Source organism: Aurantiacibacter gilvus (assembly GCF_038289935.1).
Classification (GTDB): domain Bacteria; phylum Pseudomonadota; class Alphaproteobacteria; order Sphingomonadales; family Sphingomonadaceae; genus Alteraurantiacibacter; species Alteraurantiacibacter gilvus.
The window spans coordinates 59,496-78,008 of sequence record NZ_JBBYHV010000001.1; the positions used below are offsets into that span (position 1 = coordinate 59,496).

The 18,513-nt window shown below is 65.6% G+C and carries 8 protein-coding genes; 4 read left to right on the top strand and 4 right to left on the bottom strand.

The window, feature by feature from the left end:
* Nucleotides 1-3: 3 nt before the first annotated feature.
* From AAEO60_RS00325 to AAEO60_RS00340, 4 genes are all read right to left on the bottom strand, one after another.
* Nucleotides 4-3,057 (bottom strand): CHAT domain-containing protein, encoded by a 3,054-nt coding sequence (locus AAEO60_RS00325; RefSeq protein ID WP_341671648.1) that lies wholly within the window; start codon nucleotides 3,055-3,057, stop codon nucleotides 4-6.
* Nucleotides 3,054-9,533 (bottom strand): beta strand repeat-containing protein, encoded by a 6,480-nt coding sequence (locus AAEO60_RS00330; protein WP_341671649.1) that lies wholly within the window; start codon nucleotides 9,531-9,533, stop codon nucleotides 3,054-3,056. The genes AAEO60_RS00325 and AAEO60_RS00330 overlap by 4 nt, the downstream gene beginning before the upstream one ends.
* Entirely contained in the window at nucleotides 9,530-11,281 is a 1,752-nt protein-coding gene (locus tag AAEO60_RS00335) for a ShlB/FhaC/HecB family hemolysin secretion/activation protein (RefSeq protein WP_341671650.1), read from the bottom strand. Before AAEO60_RS00335 ends, AAEO60_RS00330 begins: the two co-directional genes overlap by 4 nt.
* A gap of 156 nt (nucleotides 11,282-11,437) precedes the next feature.
* Nucleotides 11,438-12,319 (bottom strand): tetratricopeptide repeat protein, encoded by an 882-nt coding sequence (locus AAEO60_RS00340; RefSeq protein WP_341671651.1) that lies wholly within the window; start codon nucleotides 12,317-12,319, stop codon nucleotides 11,438-11,440.
* Nucleotides 12,320-12,482: 163 nt separating this feature from the next.
* Between AAEO60_RS00340 and AAEO60_RS00345 the strand changes: the two genes are divergently transcribed.
* The 4 genes from AAEO60_RS00345 to AAEO60_RS00360 are packed head-to-tail and all read left to right on the top strand — an operon-like array spanning nucleotide 12,483 to nucleotide 18,510.
* Nucleotides 12,483-14,948, top strand: a complete 2,466-nt coding sequence (locus AAEO60_RS00345) for an NAD(P)-binding domain-containing protein (RefSeq protein ID WP_341671652.1) — start codon at nucleotides 12,483-12,485, stop codon at nucleotides 14,946-14,948.
* On the top strand, nucleotides 14,948-15,817 hold the full coding sequence (locus AAEO60_RS00350; protein WP_341671653.1) for a hypothetical protein: 870 nt from the start codon (nucleotides 14,948-14,950) through the stop codon (nucleotides 15,815-15,817). The genes AAEO60_RS00345 and AAEO60_RS00350 overlap by 1 nt, the downstream gene beginning before the upstream one ends.
* Nucleotides 15,818-15,830: 13 nt before the next feature.
* Nucleotides 15,831-17,603: a cytochrome c3 family protein gene (locus tag AAEO60_RS00355; RefSeq protein WP_341671654.1), complete on the top strand. Its 1,773-nt coding sequence runs from the start codon at nucleotides 15,831-15,833 to the stop codon at nucleotides 17,601-17,603.
* 40 nt (nucleotides 17,604-17,643) lie between these two features.
* A complete protein-coding gene (locus AAEO60_RS00360) occupies nucleotides 17,644-18,510 on the top strand; it encodes a phosphodiesterase (protein ID WP_341671656.1) in 867 nt (288 codons plus the stop codon).
* Nucleotides 18,511-18,513 lie beyond the last annotated feature (3 nt).

An 18,513-nucleotide genomic window follows, 5' to 3' on the forward strand; every position in this document is an offset into this window, starting at 1 on the left:
CGCCTAGCGGCGGACGGGGATCGCGCCGTCACCCACCACGGCAAAAGCCGACCAGTAGAACGGGTGCGAGGTATCCTCGTCTTCCATCAGTCCCAGCTGTGCCTGGCGCAGCGCCTCGGTAGTGGATTCACCCGCCTCAGCCTCGAAGAAACCCGAGATCAGCCGTCCGGTGGCGTCGAAATCGTCTGGCACTGGCCAGTGACTGGCGACGATCGTCCGGCCGCCGGCGCCGACGAAGGCACGCACCAGTCCGTCGAGCGCGAAGTCGCCGGTGCCGCTGATGCCGGCTTCGCGGCTGGCGACCAAGCCGCCCGCGCTGGCGGTGTTGCAGGCGGAAAGGATTACCAGGTCGGCGTCGATCTGCAGGTCGAAGATCTCGGCGAAGCTGAGCAGGCCGTCGCTGTCGCTATCGCCGAACGAGGTCAGCAGCGCGGGGCGCGGCGGGCAGTCGCGGGCCGGGGCCGTGACCAGCCCGTGGGTAGCGAAGTGCAGGATGCGGTATTCGTCGAGCTGGTCCATGCCCAGCAGGGCCGTGTCGGTGAAGGCCGCGTCGGTCAGCACTGCGGCCTGCCCGCCTTCGGCGGTGACGATCCGGTCTGCGGTGCGCAGCTCGGTGGCGGCGATGGGGTTGTTCCACACCGACGGTTCCCAATAGCAGCGGTCGCTCATGCCCCCGCTGGCAGCGCGCGTGCCCGAGGGGAAGCCTCCGTCGCCCAGCGGCAGGTTCTGCCCCAGGCCGAGGTATTCGCTCGTCGCGTCCGAAGCGCGCGCCCGGCGCACGTCACGGAAGCCGGTCGGCGAAACGGCGGTGGAGATCTGCATCGAGCGACCCAGCCACTGCGTGCCGCGATAGTCGAAGGCAGCGTCTTCGTCGGCAGCCACGCGGGCGTCGTACCGGGTGACGCTGTCGTCATCCATCACCAGCAGGTTGGCAGGGAGGCGCAGCAGTGCGCCGTCGGGTTCGAAGACGAGGTGACTTGTCTGCCGCAGTTGGCCGTCGACCGGCCCGAACAGCGCGATATAGAGCTGCCGGGCAAGGCCAATTTCGAATGGGTAGGTGATCGTCTGCCCACCCAGTTCGACCGCGATGGAATCGCGCAGGGCGTCCACCATCATGTCGATCTCGGCAGTGCCGGCTTCCACGCGGAAGCCGCGCGCCATGCCGCTTTCGACATAGATGGCGTAGGCATCCTCCTCCAGCATCACCAGCTTGTAGTAAGCCTCGCCGGGGGCGAGCACCTGCTGCAATTCGGCCAGGCCCATCTGGTCGTCGGTGACAGCGCGGTAGCGCGGGTACTGGGCGAGCGCCTGTTGCAGTTCCAGCTGCTGGGTCTGCAAGGCGGCAAGCTGGCTGCGCATGTTGGCCAGTTCGGCGGCAGCATCGGGTTCTTCCACGTTGCCGGTGAGCTCGCGCTGGGCGATCTCGCCGCGCATCTGTTCGATGGCGCGGCCGATGTTCAGCGAGCGGCGGAACAGCTGGGCCGACTCGTCGCTGCCACCCGACAGCTCGCGGGCGAGCACGGCCTGCGTCTGGGCGAGGCCGGGGCGCAGCAGCAGCTGGCTGGCAGCGAACATGCGTTCGGCGGTATCAGCCTCGTCGCTGCGCTCGGCCAGCAGTGCGAAATAGGGCGAGAGCAGGCGGCGCAGGGTAGCGCTGGGCTTGCTGTCGGCATCTTCCACCAGCAAGCCGTAAAGCGCCAGGGCCTCGTCGTTGCGGCCACTGCGGGCAAGGAAGGCAGCCATCTGCGCGCGGGCGCTGACCAGCGCGGGCGAGCCGGGATAGTAATCCTCCAGCAGCGAGACGGCCTGCCGGTGCAGGGCTTCGGCCCCGGCGAGGTCGCCATCGAGCTCGTCGAGTTCGGCCAGTTCGCCCAGCACCTGCGAGCGCAGCCACAGGATCGAGACGATGCGTCCGTCGCGGACTTCCAGCAGGTCGTCCTGCGCGGCCAGCAAGGTTGCACGGGCTTCGTCCGTGCGGCCCAGCTCGCGCAGGGCGGTGGCGCGGATCTGCCAGCCCTGGGCGTCGAGCAAGGTCGTGCGTTCAAGCAGGGTCAGCTGCCCGGTGGCCCCGGAAATGGCGTTCTCCTGCTCGGCGATCAGGCGGGTGGAGAGCGGATCGCTGACCTCCAGCGCGCGCAAGGCGTCGAGGTTGCCGGCATTGCCGGGCAACTGCGTGTCGAGCGTCTGGATGGCTTCGGCCGGGGCATCGCGGTTGAGCGCGTCGAGCGCTTCGAAATTGCGCGCCAGCCGGGTCAGGATCGGATGGTCTCCAATCTGCTCGCGGGCGGCGCCAAAGACCTGCGCAGCTTCGAGGTAGTTGCCGAGGTTCGACTGTTGCAGGCCGGCGTTGAGCCGTGCCTCGAGGGCCGCTGCCCCGTTGAGTTGCTCCGCCGCAGCGGTGAAGAATTCTGCCGCTTCGGCATAGGCACCCGCGTTCGAGCGGCGATAGGCCTCGGTCAGGGCGGCGTCGGCGGAAATCGCCTCTGCCTGCGAACGGGCAAAGGCGCGCGCGTCGCTGGCCTGGGTCAGCGGGATCGAGACGTCGCCGGGCACCAGCCGGTCCGTCGCGAGGCTGGCCAGCCCCAGCCGCAGCGCATCGGTATAGGCGGCCACGCCGCTGGCAAGGTAGGTGTTGCCGCCATTGCTGCCGACGATCACTTCGGTCTGCAGGCCGTCATCCGGAGCGGTGCAGGAGTAGGTGGCGGCATCTGCGAGGCCTTGCGGTGCTGCGACATTGTCGCGGCGGGTGCAGGTCGCCCCGTTGCTGCGCGCATCGGCAAGCAGCTGGTTCGCGTCGGTATTGCGCAGCACGGCAAGGGTGCCGACGGGCGCGGCTGCATCGCGGCAGATCACCACGTAGCGGCGGTCGAACAGGCCATCACCGGACTGCGGCGGACGGATCTGCGCTTCGCAGGTGCCGGTATCGCCGATGGGCACCGAATCGAGCAGCGCGACGGGCACGTTCTGCGCCTGCGCGGGTTGCGCAGTCGCAGCCAGTCCCAGCGCGCCGCAACTGGCGATCGCCACGCGGCGGATTGTGGAGAGGGTCATGGTCATTGCTCGTCTCCCCCGCTGCCGGAACTCTGTGTGCCGAGCGCCGTGTCGTTGCCGCTGGTGACGGGATCGCGCACCAGTTCGTCCTCGTTGACGATCGGGGCGCTGAACAGGCCGGGGAACTCGGGGCCGAACTGTTCGTCCGACTGCGGAGTCGAAACCGGCGCCCCTTCTTCCTCGTTCTCGCGGTCATCCTCTTCGAGCGGCTCTTCGAGGAAGGTCTTCGTCGGCGGCGTATTCGGCTCGTCGAAGATCTCCGGAGTGGGCGTGCCGCAGCTCTGCGCGTTGATCAGACAGTTGTTCAGTGTCGATTCGTTGGTGAACGGGCCGTCGAGCGTATTGTCGGTGACGCGGTCGAAGAAGAAGTCGTCATCGTAGACGTAGGCATCGTTCGTCGCGTCCGAAGCCATGCCATAGGCAATCGTGACCAGCGGCGGATCGGTCGGCAGGGGATCGATCTGGCTGATGGTCAAGGTTCCGCCCAGTAGCGAGATCTCGATGCCGCCGAGGTGGACTGCATCACCGCTGTTCTGGCCGTAGATGTAATTCGTGCCGGAAAGCTGCACGCTGTGCGCGCTGGCGTAGTTGTAGGCGCTGGTCATGCCCGAGTTGTTGAAGTCGGCAAGCAGTCCGGGGATGGCGGGATCGGCGGGATCGGCAAGGATCACCGAAGTGGTGCTGCCCGTGGCGAAGATCATGCTGTCAGCCGCGAACAGCAGCGACGCGGACAGCGCACCGGTGTCGTCGAAAGCGGAGACGCTGGCCGTGGGCAGCAGCATTTGCAGGCTGGGCCCGGCATTGAAGTTCAGCCCGTCGGTCAGCGCAGCAGAGGTATAGCGGACCTGGCCCAGGATCTGCATCACGCCGTCCGACGAGATTGTGATCACCTGTTCGCCGCCAGCCTGCGAGCCGACCAGGTTGAGGTCGCGCACTTCGACGTCGATATCAGGGTCGATCGTGACCGGCGTGTTGAGGGCAAGGAAATCGGCCGTGACATTGGCGATCTCGGCATCGGTCAGCGTGAAACCGCTGCCGGCCGTGGTGCCGCCGATGATGTTGCGATTGTCCGTATCGAGCGAGACCAGGCGCAGGTCTGTCGCGCCGAAGTTGGCGTTCGGGCCGATTTCCATGTCGAGCGCGCTGAGGGTGGCGATGTCGGCGGCAATGCTGCGCTGCGCGGTGCTGTCACCGTCGATGAACAGCGTGCCCAGCACGTTGGTCGCCCAGATTGCGCTCAGCGAGGAGAGCGAAGCGCCGCCGACGATCGAGCCGCCGTTGGCATAGCCCAGCTGCAGGTCGCCGCGCATATCGATCAGCATGGAGGAAGGAATGCTGATCGTGCCGTTGTCGGCGAACAGGCTGGACTGGGTAGCGGAAGGCAGGTCGCCCTGGTTGAACACGTCGAGCGAGTTCAGGGCGATATCGCCGCCAACTGCGGCAATGTTGAACGAACCGGCGGTGTTGGTCGTGCCGCCACCGGCTTCGATGTAGAGCTCGGTAGCGCCCATGTTCAGCGACGAAGGATCGAGGCCGTCGATCGTTTCAATGGTGATGTTGCCCGCGGTGGTCACCCCGGACCCGCGAGTCGAAATCGCATAGGTCTCAAGATAGACGTCGGTGAAGTTGGCAATGGAACCATTGCTCAGCTGGATCAGGACATCGCCCGAAGTGGCCGTGCCGTCGACGGCCCGGGTTATCGCGCCGCCGAACAGGAACAACCTGGCTGCGTCGAGCGTGGAGCCGTCCAGTACGATGCTCTGCACGCCGTTGGTGGCATCGCCACCGGGCGACTGGCCATTGCCGGTCGCGGTGTTTTCCCAGATGACATCGCCGACGGTGATGGAGCTGTTCGTTGCAGTCAGCACATTGGTGCCGCCCGCGGCTATGCCGCCATCCCCCGTGTTGGATCCACCGCTGACGCCCAGGGTGAACAGGTTCAGCTCAACGCCCAGATCGACGGTGGAGCCGTCAATGATGACCGTCGCCGCGCCACCGATGCCGTCACCGCCGGAACCGTTCTGCGATCCAGTCCCCAGCCCTTCGGCCTCGAAAATGCCGGAGCCATTGGTGGCGGTAAAGGTGCTGTCGACGATACTAAGGGTGGATTGGCCGCCAATGCCGGCCCCGCCGGAGCCGGTGGTGCTGGCGTCGAACCCGCCAACGCCGATCGAGTAGAGGCTGTAGTTCGCGCCAAGGGTGACGCTCGCGTTGTTGACAGTAATCTCGCTGATCCCGCCAAGGCCGTCGCCGGAGGTGGAGCCATCCCCACCGGTTCCGTCGGCATCCAGCAGCAGTGCGCCAGTGAGGGCCGCGCTGGAATCGATAATCTCCAGCACATTGGTGCCACCTTGCGCGAGGCCACCGATCACGCCGTCGGCGCCATCGTTAGCATCGGCCTCCGACAGCAGGTCGGTCCGGCCCGTGACCTGCAAGTCTGCGCCTTCGCGAAGCAGAAGCGCGGTCGAGCCGCCCGTGGCGTTGCTACCGGTGCGCGCCGTGGCCGATGCGTCCAGCAGCAGGTCGCCCCCGATCGTCGCCGTGGGCGGAGTACCCGTCGGCGTGGGAGTGGGCGTCGGCGTGGGGGTCGGAGTTGGAGTAGGCGTCGGTGTCGGAGTGGGCGTCGGCGTCGGCGTGGGGGTCGGCGTCGGTGTCGGAGTGGGTGTCGGAGTGGGGGTCGGCGTGGGGGTCGGAGTTGGAGTAGGCGTCGGCGTCGGCGTAGGTGCCGGGGTGTTAGACAGTTCAAGGGTGGCGAATCCACCCACGGCATCGCCGCCGCTGCCGCTGGTGGGCGTGCCGCCGTGCCCGCTCGCGTCCAGAATGAAGTCGGTGCCGACCGACAGTGTCGACGGGCCTGTGACAAAGGCAAGCGCCACGCCGCCTGTGCCGGTGCCACCGTCGACACCGTCGCCGCCGGTGCCCGCTGCAAGCAGGCGAAGAGCTCCTGTTGTCGTCAGGTCTGAACTGTCGTTGTTCAGCAGCACATCGCCGCCGGAGCCATCGCCGCCTGTACCGGTGCTGCTGACGCCGCCGGTGCCGCCGGCATTGGCAGTGAGCGTGCCGGTCGAGATGGACGAGTTGCTCTGGTTGCTGAACGCCACACCGCCACCAAAGCCGGAGCCCCCGGATTGACCGCTTGCGGTGGTCGCACCGCCGGTGCCATTTGCCAGTGCCTGCAGGCTGACGGCCGTCAGGCTGGTACCGTCGCCTGCGGCCAGCACGTTGAGATTGCCGCCTTGTCCGGTGCCGCCGATTGCGTCGGTTCCGGTGCCTCCGGTGCCGCGTCCGATCAAGGTCAAGAAGCCGAACTGGCTGCTGGCTCCGGCAAGGCTGGTAACATCCGCAAAACCGCCAGTACCGTCGCCAGCTGTCTGCCCGGGACTGAGAGCTTCACCGCCGGTGCCGGTGGCGTTGATCTGGGTGCTAGTACCTACGGTATCGATCACCCCGCCGAAGTTGCCGATTAGCACCAGGCCACCGGTACCGGTGCCGCCCGTTCCACCGGTGGAAGCACCGCCCGTGGCGCTGACATTGAGCACCTGCGAACCGACGAAGCCTATCTGCCCGCCGTCGACTTGCCAGCTCAGCGTGCCGCCAAGTGCGTTGCCGCCGTTACCGGCCAGGCCGGCGCCGCCCGTGGCGGTCGCCTGGCTGTTGGCGACGGGCGAGGTCGTGAGGCTGGAGAAAGAACTGGTGGAATCCACATGCAGCGTTCCCGTGCTGCCGATGGCATCGCCACCCGTCGCACCGTCTCCACCAGTTGCGTTACCGCCAATCGAGAACAGGCCGCCATTTACGGTAATCGTTCCGCCGATGCTGGCATCGACCAGCACCGATCCGCCCTGGGCCGCACCGCCGAGTCCGCTGATAGAGTCACCGCCGAAGGCGACGGTTCCTGCTGCCAGACGGCCAACCGTGGCCGTGGAATTCTCGCTTATGAGGAACTCCGCCGTGCCACCGATGCCGGCGCCGGCAGCCCCGGCATCGGCATCGCCGCCGACTCCCGTCGTCGACATAGCTACGCCGGTCGCGGTGCCGTTCACGTTGAGTGTGCCGCCGCCAAGGACCTGGACCTGGGCAAGGCCACCAGTCCCGGTCCCGCCGGGATCGCCGGCAGTCCCGTCGCCGCCATTCCCCCCGGCCGAAAGGTTCAGCGACGAACCGAAGGTCACCGTGCTGTTGTCGACCAGCAGGAGCGAATTGCCGCCTTGCCCGTCTCCCCCGGTGCTGTTGCCGTTGCCGCCGGAGCCGGTGGAAAAAATGGCCGCGCCGGCTGTAGATGTGAACGTGGAATCGACGACGGTGATACGTGAAGTGCCGCCCGTGGCCTGGCCTCCGATCCCTCCGAATGCCGTGCCGCCGACGGCGCCGGAAAGGAGGAAGGGGCCGCCGATTGCTACCGTTGCGTTCTGGAAGGCATCGATCGATACGCCGAATGTGCTGGCGGAACCGCCATTGAAGCCCGATCCGCCGCGACCGATCGCATTTGCCTGCAAGCTGCCGGCGATACTGAGACTGGCATTATCGGCACTGAAGGCGATCAGGCCGCCGAAGCCGTCGCCGCCATCGCCGCCGCCGCCGCCCGTGTCGTTGCCGCCGTTACCTTCGGCTTCCGCGCGGAAGGCGCCGGGATCGGTGGCGAGGAACTGGACATCGGCGCCGCCGAATGCATCGACAATTATGGTGCCGCCCAAACCGGTTCCGCCTGCGCCATCAGAGATCACACCGTCGCCCACCGTGGCATTGGCTTCGAGGAGCACCACTCCACCGACTTGCAAGGTGCTGCCGCTGCCAAGACCGGAAATCGTGATATCACCGGCAAAGGCGCTCGCCCCGGCTTCCGGTGAGGGGCCGTTCAGGTCGGGAGTGGTCGCATCGGCGTTCATCGCCAGCGCGCCATCGATTTGCAGAAAACCACCATTGGCGGCAATCAATTCGGCTTGCCCGCCAAAGAACTGGCCCGAGGAATTGACGCCGGAAAACACGCTCGGTCGCGCTTCTGCGCTGATCGTGACGTCGCCGCGGAGGGCGATCAGGCCGCCGTCCGAAAGGATCTGCGCCTGGCCGGCACTTGCAGCCCCGGTCACTCCCTGGCCGATGTCGAAATCGGGTCTCGCGTCAGCTGTCACCAGGGTGTTCCCGGCGACATCGAGCGAACTGTCTATGCCGGATCGGATCGATGCAAAGCCGCCAGTTGCGTCGAGCGCGGGAAACCCGCTCCCAAGCGGATCAAAGAAGCCGCGCGAAGAAACCAGCAGGTCGCCGCCGATGTTGAAAGAAGTGAATTCGACATTCAGCACGGCCTGGTCGCGGCCCACCAGCAGGAGATCGTCGGAGAAATTCCCGAAACCGTCGGCAATTGTTTGCCCTGAAGAAATCGCGAGCAGGCTGCTGGTGGCATTGACGTCGGCAACGAACAGATCTGCCTGGGCGGTGTTGGCCTGGGACCGTCCGTCGAAAACCGCGTTGATTCCGAGGCTGATCGAGCTTCCATCGACGCTGAGGCCACTGACGTCGTGGTTCGCCGACAGGATGATGTCGCCATTGATCGTGGTGGCTACGGCCGCGGGATCGAAGCCCAGATCGCCGCTGAACAGCATCGACACACCGGTGGTCGAGAAATCTACCGCATGGGTAACGCCATAGATGACGTGATTGTCGCCAGCGCCCGTGCTGGACGGTCCGCCCGTGCTGCCCGTATGTCGGACGGCCAGCCCTTCGCTGCCGGTCTGGACTATGATGTCGAACAGGCCGGAACTGTGCGCCAGCGACATCTCGATACCGCCGACATAGGCCGTAGAGCCGTTGAAATAGGCATCGCCGCCCATGGCGATATTCGACGAGGAAACAATGAAGTAGCTGCCTTCGGGCGTACCGCTAAAGCTTGCGCCAGGGTCGATCTGGACGAAGGAGTTGTCGCCCGACAGCAGCAGTGGGCCGGTGCCGTTGGCAAAGTCGGTGAAGCTGGTGGTGTCGAGCGCATTGGTGGTCAGCAGCAGCTGCGGCACTTCGAACACTGCCGTGCCGCTGACGATGATGCCGGTGGGCGAATAGAAGGCGACAAAGCCGCCTGGGCCTGTCGGGTTACCCAGTGAATCGGTCAGGAACGATTGTACTGTCCCCGCGAACTCCGTGGGCGAGGACACCGCTGTCGGCAGGACACGGTTGAGGATGGCGAAGTTGGTCGCGCCAGCATTGCCACGGAAGATCAGCGAGTTGCCGTCGGGCAGGAAGATCAGCGGTGCGCCGTTGTCGTCCGTATCGGGTGCCCAGTCGACGATGGCATTGGTGCCGGTGACGTTCAGCGTATCGACGCCCGTGGTGCCACGGTCGATCGAAACCGAACCCTGCGCCACGGTCGGGGTGCCATTCACGCCCTGGGCCTCGGCCGTGACCGGCAGGGCAATGGCCGTGACCGACAGCGCCAGCGGGGCGCAACCCTGCAGCAGGAAGGCACGCGTAAGGGAGCGGGGTTTGGTCATGACGGCCTCCACGGATGCAACCGGGCAGTGATGTTGAACAGGAAGCGGGCGGGACCGCGCTCGGTCTGGAAATCGAGTGTGCGCAGCGGGAATGCGATGGCGAAGTCACCTTGCAGGTTGGCGCCGCGTACCACGCGGACACCCACGCCGACCGACGTCAGCTCGTCGCTGTCGTCCAGGGCAAGGCTGGGATCGTTGTTCCACACCTTGGCATGGTCGAAGAAGACATAGGGCTGGACCACGATGTCGGTCAGGCTGGTGGGAACCAGCGAACCGTAGCCGACCTGCAGCGAGAACCCGACACCCGAATCGCCGATGATCGCGCCGGGATCGTAGCCGCGTCCCACAGTGTACCGGCCGCCGGCGAATTCCTCGAATGCGGGCAGGGGATCATCGCTCACCTGGGCTGACAGGTCGTAGGAAATGTTGAGCAGCGGAACCGGGCGATACTCGCCGGACAATTGCCCGCGCAGCAGGGTCGGTGTCGGATCCTGTTCGATGCGGGCGGGCGGTACCGCGCCGCCCAGCAGGCAGGCATTGAGGTTGGGGCGGCAGTCCCCGGTCGCGCCGAAGACGTCCAACCCCTGGCGGAACTCGACGAGGCCGGCCAGCCGGCTCTGCGGTTCGTACGGGGTGTAGCCGTTGCGGCGGGCAATCGAATCCGCGTCGACCAGGACGAAATTGCCGCGGACATAGGCGGTACGCAGGCGGTCGCGCGTCAGTTCCAGTCCAGAAAAGGTCACGTCCTGGTTGACGAAGTCGAGGCCGGCAGCGCCCCAGATCGAGGCTTCCTGCGTGCGCAGGAAGGGATAGCTGGTTTCGACATTGGCCAGCACGGTCTCGGATGCGATCTCGAAACCGGGCAGGGCACTGGGTTCGGTCCAGCCCAGCGTCAGCGAGCCGCCCAGCGTCAGGCCATCGCCGCCGATCCGCATGTCGTGCGACAGTTGCAACGTCTGCTGCTCTTCGAGGTCCAGCGTGGAGAAGAAGGCAATCGACGTGCGATCGCCCATGCCGGTGAGGCCATAGGCTTCGGCGCGCACCAGTCCGGCGTAGCGGCCCAGCGCGCGGCTGCCCCAGTTCTGGGTATTGGCATCGATAACGAAGGTTTCGCGCAGCACGGCGACTTCACCAACCAGCTCACCCGGCTGGCCGCCTTCGGCTGGGCGCAGAGAGAGGCGCAGTTCCATGCCCGGCACGTCGTTCGCCAGCAGCAGGTAGCGCTCGGCCTCGTTCACGTTGAACACCGGCTGTTCGACCAGCTTGTCGAGATAGTTCGACAGCAGGCTTTCCACCCCTTCGACTTCGCCGCGGGCGCGGATCGCGACGAGGCGGCCCAGCACCACGCGCATTTCGGCGACGCCGTCGCCCAGGCTCTGCGGCGGGATCTCGACAGCGGCGAGGTATCCGGCATCAGCGAGAGCGGCCGCAGCACGATCGCGGATGTCGCACAGCGAGCGGACCGGCAGTTCCTGGCCCAGGTACGATTCGTGTGCCCGGGCGAGGTCGGCATCGGGCGCAAGCTCCGCGCCCGTGTAGACCACGTCGTTCAGGGTGAAGGTCAGGTCATCGTAGTCCGGATTGTCGAGCGCGCAGGCGCGTCGCTCCATCTGTCCGTCAACGGTCAGCGACATGCCTTGCCGGACTTCCGGACGGGCTTGCGGCGCGGTCAGTTCGCCGCGAGTCGGCGGACTCGTGTCCTGCGCCATGGCAGCCGGAGCGAGGCAAGCCAGGCTGCTGGTTGCCAAGGCAAGTGCACATAGCCGTGTTTTATTGATCGCCAGTACTGGCGTGACTTCCCTCATGCGGTCGCTTCCCTTCAACCCCCCGGAACGGTTCGACGCGATATTTCATAAAACTATGCCGATATTGCGACAGCAAGTCTACGCTGTTGCGATCTTTTCTCAGTTAGTGCCGCTTACGCCCAGTTGCGTTGCCGCGTCGGTGATCTGCGTCACAGAATCGGGGTGCGCTGCCAAAGCGCGTTCCATCGTCCGGCGGGCTTCGCCCAGTCGGCCCATGTTCTGGTAGCTGCGCATCAGCATGATCCATTCGTCCACGCTGCCCCCTTCTGCCTCGATGCGCGTGGCAAGCTGCTGGACCATGCCCTGGGCCATCGACTGCTGCTGGTCGGGCGAGAGGCTGGCGGCGGCGGCCATCTGTTGTTCGGTCGGACCGCGCGTGGCTGGCAGGGCGTTGGACGGCAACAAGTCGCGGGTCGAGGCGGCGCTGGCGATCCGGTCTTCGACGTCGATCTCGTTGATCGCGCCTACTTGCCGGATGGTGCTGATGACATTCATTTCCCACGGGGCGCCCGGCGGGGTGTCTGCCAGCAGGGCCAGCCAGTCGCTGATGGCACCTTCGTGGTTCCCGTCGAGGTCCTTCTCCACGGCAAGGAAATAGCGCGCCCGCGGGTCGGACTGGTCCAGCGATAGCGCCCGGCGGAAGGCTTCCAGTGCGGGGCCGGGCAGCGGCTCGTCCTCGCTGGCCATGACCTGCGCTTCGCCCAGCGAGGACCACAGCACCGCGCTGTCTGGGTCCGCTTCGACGGCGCGGGCATAGGCCTCTGCCGCCTCGGAAAAGCGGTTGTCGTAGAAATAGGCGAGGCCCAGCTCCTGCCACGCTACCGGGTTGTCCGGGTCAGCCTCGGCCGCATCGGCCATCTGCTCCAGCGTGAGCGGGGTCGACATGCCACTGTCGGCGACTTCGCTGTCGGCGCCGGGTTCGGTGCCATTGGCCATGACGCGCCAGCCGACGACCCCTGCAAGGGCCGCCAGTGCTGCCATTGCGGCGATATTGCCGCGCTTCAATCCGTTTATGCCCATACGCTTTGCGGCCCCCTTCGCCGGAAAAATCGAGAATAGCGCAAGAAAATGTCGCGGCAACCGTGATCGGCTGTTTGCAACTGGCTAGGTTTTGGGCATAGTCCGGCCATCCGGGGGGATTAGCATGGCTCAGGGACCACAGCAGGTTCAAGTTGCGATTGTGGGATCAGGTCCAGCGGGCCTCAGCGCAGCTGCTCATGCGGCGGCCAAGGGCATGACCCATGTCCTGATCGAAAAGACCGATCACCTCAGCGACACGATATTCAAGTACCAGAAGGGCAAGCACGTTATGGCGACGCCCAACAACCTGGTGCTGCGCTCGGACCTCGATTTCGACGCGGGCAAGCGCGAGGCTATCCTCGACACTTGGGACCGCCAGATCGAAGAGGGCAAGGTCAATGTCCTCTACAATGCCGAAGTCACCGCGATCACCGGCGAGAAGGGCAACTTCACGATCGAGTGCAAGAGCGGGGGGCCGATTACTGCCGAAGCCGTGATCCTTGCCATCGGCACGCAGGGGAACCCGAACCTGCTGCGCATTCCGGGCGCGGACCTGCCGCTGATCCAGTACCAGCTCGACGATCCCGGCGAATATTACGACGAACACATCACCGTCATCGGTTCGGGTGACGCGGGGATCGAGAACGCACTGGGCCTGGGGCAGGACGCGGCGCAGGCGAACGTGGTAACAATCCTCAACCGCAGCGCCGACTTTGCCCGTGCCAAGGGCGCCAACGTCAAGCTGCTGGAAGAAGCCGAGGCCGATGGCCGCCTGATCGTCCGCCGCGAGACCGAACCTGCCGAAGTGCGCATGGGCGACGGGCACGGCGAACTGGTGCTCAACACCCGCGATGGGCAGGAAACCATCCGCTGCGACCGGATCATCGCGCGAACAGGCTCGAAGCCGCCGCGCGGCTTCGTCGAAGGCATCGGCGTCGACTTCACCAGCGAGGAACGCGACGCCTTCCCTTCACTGACGCCCAGCTTCGAATCGACCAAGAACGGCGTCTTCGTGATCGGGGCGCTGGCCGGCTATCCGCTGATCAAGCACTGCATGAACCAGGGCTATGACGTGATCGAGTTCCTTTCCGGGAACACCGAGCTCAAGCCCGCCGACCAACCCATCCTCGAAGCCAAGCTCGCCGGCCTGCCGGGCAACCGTTCGGTGGAGGACTGGCTCGAGGTGTTCGGCCAGAACGTCGTCATCTTCGAAGAGCTGTCGCCGCTGCAAATGCGCGAGCTGATGCTCGATTCGGACGTGCGCTATTTCAACGAGGGCGAAGTGGTGTTCACCCGCAACGAGCCGGGTTCGTCGATGTTCGCCATCGCCGAAGGGTCTGTGCTGGTGGAGGTCAATCCGGACGATCCTTCCGTCACCGTGCCGATCGAGCAGGGTTCGATTTTCGGCGAAGTCGGGCTGATCTCCGGTCGCCGTCGCGGTGCAACCATTCGCGCGGCAGAGCCGCTGGTAGTGGTCGAACTGTCGCGTACCGCTGCGCTGAAGCTGATCGCCACCGTGCCCAGTGCCGGTCGTGCGGTGAACCGCATCACTGTCGAGCGCCAGCTGCTGCAGATGTTCCGTTCCGGCCTCACCAAGGAAGACGTCGCCGAGCTGGTGGAAACCGGCGAAGTGATGAACATATCCGCCGGCAAGGTGCTGATCGAGGAAGGCGCGGACGACAAGGACATCTACATCATCCGCCGCGGGTCGATGATCGTGGAGAAGCAGATCGGCGGCCATCCGGTGTTCCTGTCTTACCTCCCCGCCGGCTCCTACGTTGGCGAAATGGCGGTGATCGACGGGTCCAAGCGCACCGCCACGGTGAAGGCTGCGATCAAGGCCGAGGTCGTGCGCTTCCCGGGGGAGGCCTTCAACCGCGTGCTCGATGCCAATCCGGCGCTGCGGCAGAAGCTGCTCAACGAGATGCAGGGCCGCCGCGAGGTCAACGCGTTCATCGAAGCGCGCAAGGACAGCTTCGGGTCGGCGGCAGACATGTATTCCGAAACCGCACAGTTCCTCGTCGACGAGGGGATTGGCGAAGCGACCGACGTGTTGCTGATCGACGAGCGGCTGTGCGTCGCCTGTGACAATTGCGAACGTGCTTGCGCCGATAGCCACGAAGGCCTGTCACGGCTCGATCGCGAGGCCGGACGCAGCTATGCCAACCTGCACGTGCCGACCTCGTGCCGCCACTGCGAGCACCCGCACTGCATGGCCGACTGTCCGCCCAACGCCATCCAGCGCGGACCTGATGGCGAGGTCTTCATCGACGATACCTGCATCGGCTGCGGCAACTGCCAGCGCAATTGCCCTTACGGCGTGATCCGGATGGATGCCAAGCCGCCGAAGAAGCCCAGCCTGATGCAATGGCTGCTGTTCGGGCGCGGACCGGGGCCGGGCGAAGCGAGCTATTCGTGGCGCAAGAAGCACACCGAAGGTGAACCGCCCAAGCAGGCAATCAAGTGCGACATGTGCAAGGGCATCAAGGGTGGCCCGGCATGCGTGCGCGCCTGCCCGACCGGCGCGGCGATCCGCGTTTCGCCGGACAAGTTCCTCACCTTCACCAAGCTGACCGAGGATGTCGAATAATGGCCTCGGCTTCGCAGACCAAGTTCGCTGCCGACGAAGAGCGCCGCGATTCCGACCACATCAGTTTCCTGCGGCACCGCCGCTGGCGTTGGCTGAAGGTGGCAACTGTGCTGAGCCTGGTGGTGATCGTCAGCTACCTGCTGATCGATGTCGAACCGCGGCACAACGGCGGCACGTGGTACGGCTATACGCTGGGCACCATCGGCGCGGGCCTGATCGTCTGGCTGGCCCTGCTGGGCATCCGCAAGCGCCGCATGACCGAGGGCAAGTGGAGTCTCAAGGCCTGGACCAGCGCCCATGTCTATCTGGGGCTGGCGCTGATCGTGATCGGTACAATGCACACCGGCTTCCAGCTTGGCTGGAACGTGCACACCCTGGCCTGGGCGCTGATGATCCTGGTGATCGTTTCGGGCATCTACGGCATCGTCGTCTACGCCATGCTGCCGGAGAAGATCAGCGCCAACCGGCGCGAGATGACCAAGGGCGAAATGCTCGATGCCCTGGCCGCGATCGACCGCCAGCTCGACAATGCCTCGCAGCCGCTGGGCCGCGCCGAAAGCGACCTCGTGATCGCCGCGCTGGAGCAGGACCCCTTCGCCTTCGGCATCGTTACGCGCCTGTCGGGCAACTACCGCAAGTGCCGCACCACGGCGGCGCTGAAGGCCTTCGGCGAAGGTGCGGTCCATGACGAAGAAACCGACAAGGTGGTGAAGCTGCTGCGCAAGCGCCGCGCCCAGCTTGACCAGATCCGTCGCCAGATGAAGCTGCGTGCGTTGCTCGATATCTGGCTTTACGTGCATGTGCCGGTCACCATTGCGCTGCTTGCAGCGCTGACCGCGCACATCATCAGCGTTTTCTATTACTGGTGAGGGGACAGGCGCGATGGACATCCTGATCCGCAGCATCCAGCTCACCGCCACGGGCCGCGAAATCGTGCGCGAGCGCGAAGTCTCGACCGATACGGTATCTGTTGGCCGTTCCACCGAGAACGCCATTCCGCTGCCGGACCTGGCGGTGGAACAGTGGCACCTGACGATTACGCAGGATGCTACCGGCACGCTGCACGCCAAGGCGGTCGGCACGCTGGGCTTCACCCATGATGGGGTCAACACCATGTCGGCCGCCATTGATCCGTCGCGTGGCGGTGAACTGGGCGTGGGCAGTTTCCGGCTGGAATTCGGCGCAGGGGAGGGCGACGGCGTCGTCGTCACCATCCGCCGGAAGGCCGCCGACGAAGGCGAAGCGCGCGACCAGCTGGCCGGTTTCGGCGTTGCCAGCGTCCTGCCCAGCCGCCGACTCGTGGCCTGGGGCACGCTCCTTGCCATCCTGATTGCCTTCCTGGCTGTGCCGGTCATCACACATGTGACCCGCGATCGTGTGGCAGAACCGGACATCGATTCGGAAGGAGTCGTTGTCATGGATGCAAGTTGGTCAACCGGCGCCCTGTCCTCGGTCCACCACGGACTGGAAGACAACTGCGAGGCCTGTCACGTGGAGCCCTTCGTGGCCGTGCGCGACGAGACTTGCCAGACCTGCCACAACCAGCTGGGCGACCATGCCGACCTCGATCGCCAGCGTCGCGGCATGCCCGAGTTCTCCGGCGGCGAAGCCTTCCTGTGGTCCGTGGCCCATGCGTTCGGCAAGCCCGGCCCGGCGGCCTGCACCGACTGCCATACCGAGCACGAGGGTGCGGGCGAAATGGAGCCGACCAGCCAGCAGTTCTGCTCTGACTGTCACGCCACGCTGGACGTGCGCCTGACTGACACCGCACTGGGCAATGCTGCCGACTTCGGCACCGATCACCCGCAGTTCCAGACGCTGGTCCACCCGGCGCGCGGCGCGGAAGAGATCCGCCTCTCGCTCGACAATGTCACCGAGGACTTCAACGGCGTGAAGTTCCCGCATGACATGCACCTGTCGGACACTAACGGCGTGGCACGCATGGCCATGCGGTTGCGCATGGCCGGGGAAAGCGGCACGCTGGAATGCGACGATTGTCACCAGACCACGGCTGATGGCGTGCGCTTCCTGCCGGTGGAGATGGAAGACAGCTGCGAAGACTGCCATAGCCTGGTCTACGACCGCGTCGGCTCTACCTTCCGCTCGCTCAGCCATGGCGACATCGAGCAGGCCCAGGCAGACCTGATGGCCAATGATCGCAGCCCGCGCAGCCCGGTCTCGTCAGGTCGGCGCCGCCCCGGCCCCTTTGCGCCCGGCGGCATTTACTACGGCAATTTCGGTCGCATCCTGAACACCCGCCTGACGCGCGCAGACTTCGCTGACGAAGCCCTGTGCGGTGAGTGCCACTATCCGGGCGACGGGCCTGAACTCTCCGTTGTGCCGGTGACGCAGCGCGATCGCTATTTCATGCACGGCTGGTTCGATCACTCGGCGCACGGCACCAATGCCATGGGCGCCAGCACCGAGGCGGAAGCCTGCGCCAGCTGCCACGAGGCGGATACCTCCTCGTCAGCGAACGACCTGCTGATGCCGGACCTGGCATCCTGCCGCGATTGTCACATGGGTGAAGACGCGGTCGAGGCCGAAGTGCCGTCGACCTGCGCCATGTGCCACTCCTATCACCCGCCAGCGAGTGCGGATTCTGCGCCGCGTCGCATCGCTTCACTGACGCGCCGACGAGAGGACGAGCAGTGACGGGGCACGCAAAGGTGTCCGGGCTGGAGGGTATTATCCAATGCTGATCGCGCAAATGACCGATATTCATATCGGGTTCGAGCCGGAGGCACGCCCCGAGGAACTCAACCGCACGCGCTTCCGCGCCGTGCTGGAACGGATCCAGAAGCAGCCCAACCCGATCGACTTGCTGTTGCTGACCGGGGACATCACGGACCGTGGCGATGCCGAGAGCTTCACCAAGACTGCCGAACTGCTGACCGACCTCGACATGCCGATCAAGGTAATGATGGGCAACCACGACAGTCGCGAAGGCTTGCTGGGCGCTTTCCCCGAAACGGAAACGTGCGCGGACGGCTTCGTGCAGAGTGCCTGGGTGCAGGAGGGCCTGCTGGTCGTCCTGCTCGATACCATGGACCCGGAGCTCCACGGCGGGGCCTTCTGCGAGAAACGGCGGGACTGGCTGGCAGCCACGCTGGCCGCGCACCCGGACCTGCCCGTGGTGATCTTCATGCACCATCCCCCGGCCGTTTCCGGCATCGAGTGGATGGACCCCAACCCGGAAGACCCGTGGATGGCGAACTTCGCCGCGGGCCTTTCAGGCCACGAAACGCGTGTGCAGTCGATCCACTGCGGACACCTGCACCGCCAGTTCAACGCCAGCTTCTGCGGCATCCCGGTCAGCGTCACGCCCTCGGTGGCACCGCTGGTGTCGATGGACCTGCGCCCGATCAGCAGCAAGAAGCCCGATGCGCGCGCGCTGATCACCACCGAACCGCCCACCTATGCGCTGCACCGGTGGGACGGAAAGGACTTCGTCAGCCATTACGAACGCGTCAGCGACTGGGAAGTGATCGCCTACTACGGCCCGCACCTGCAGCCGATGATCAAGCACATGGAAGACGAGAAGGCGAGCGTAGTGCTCTAGGCC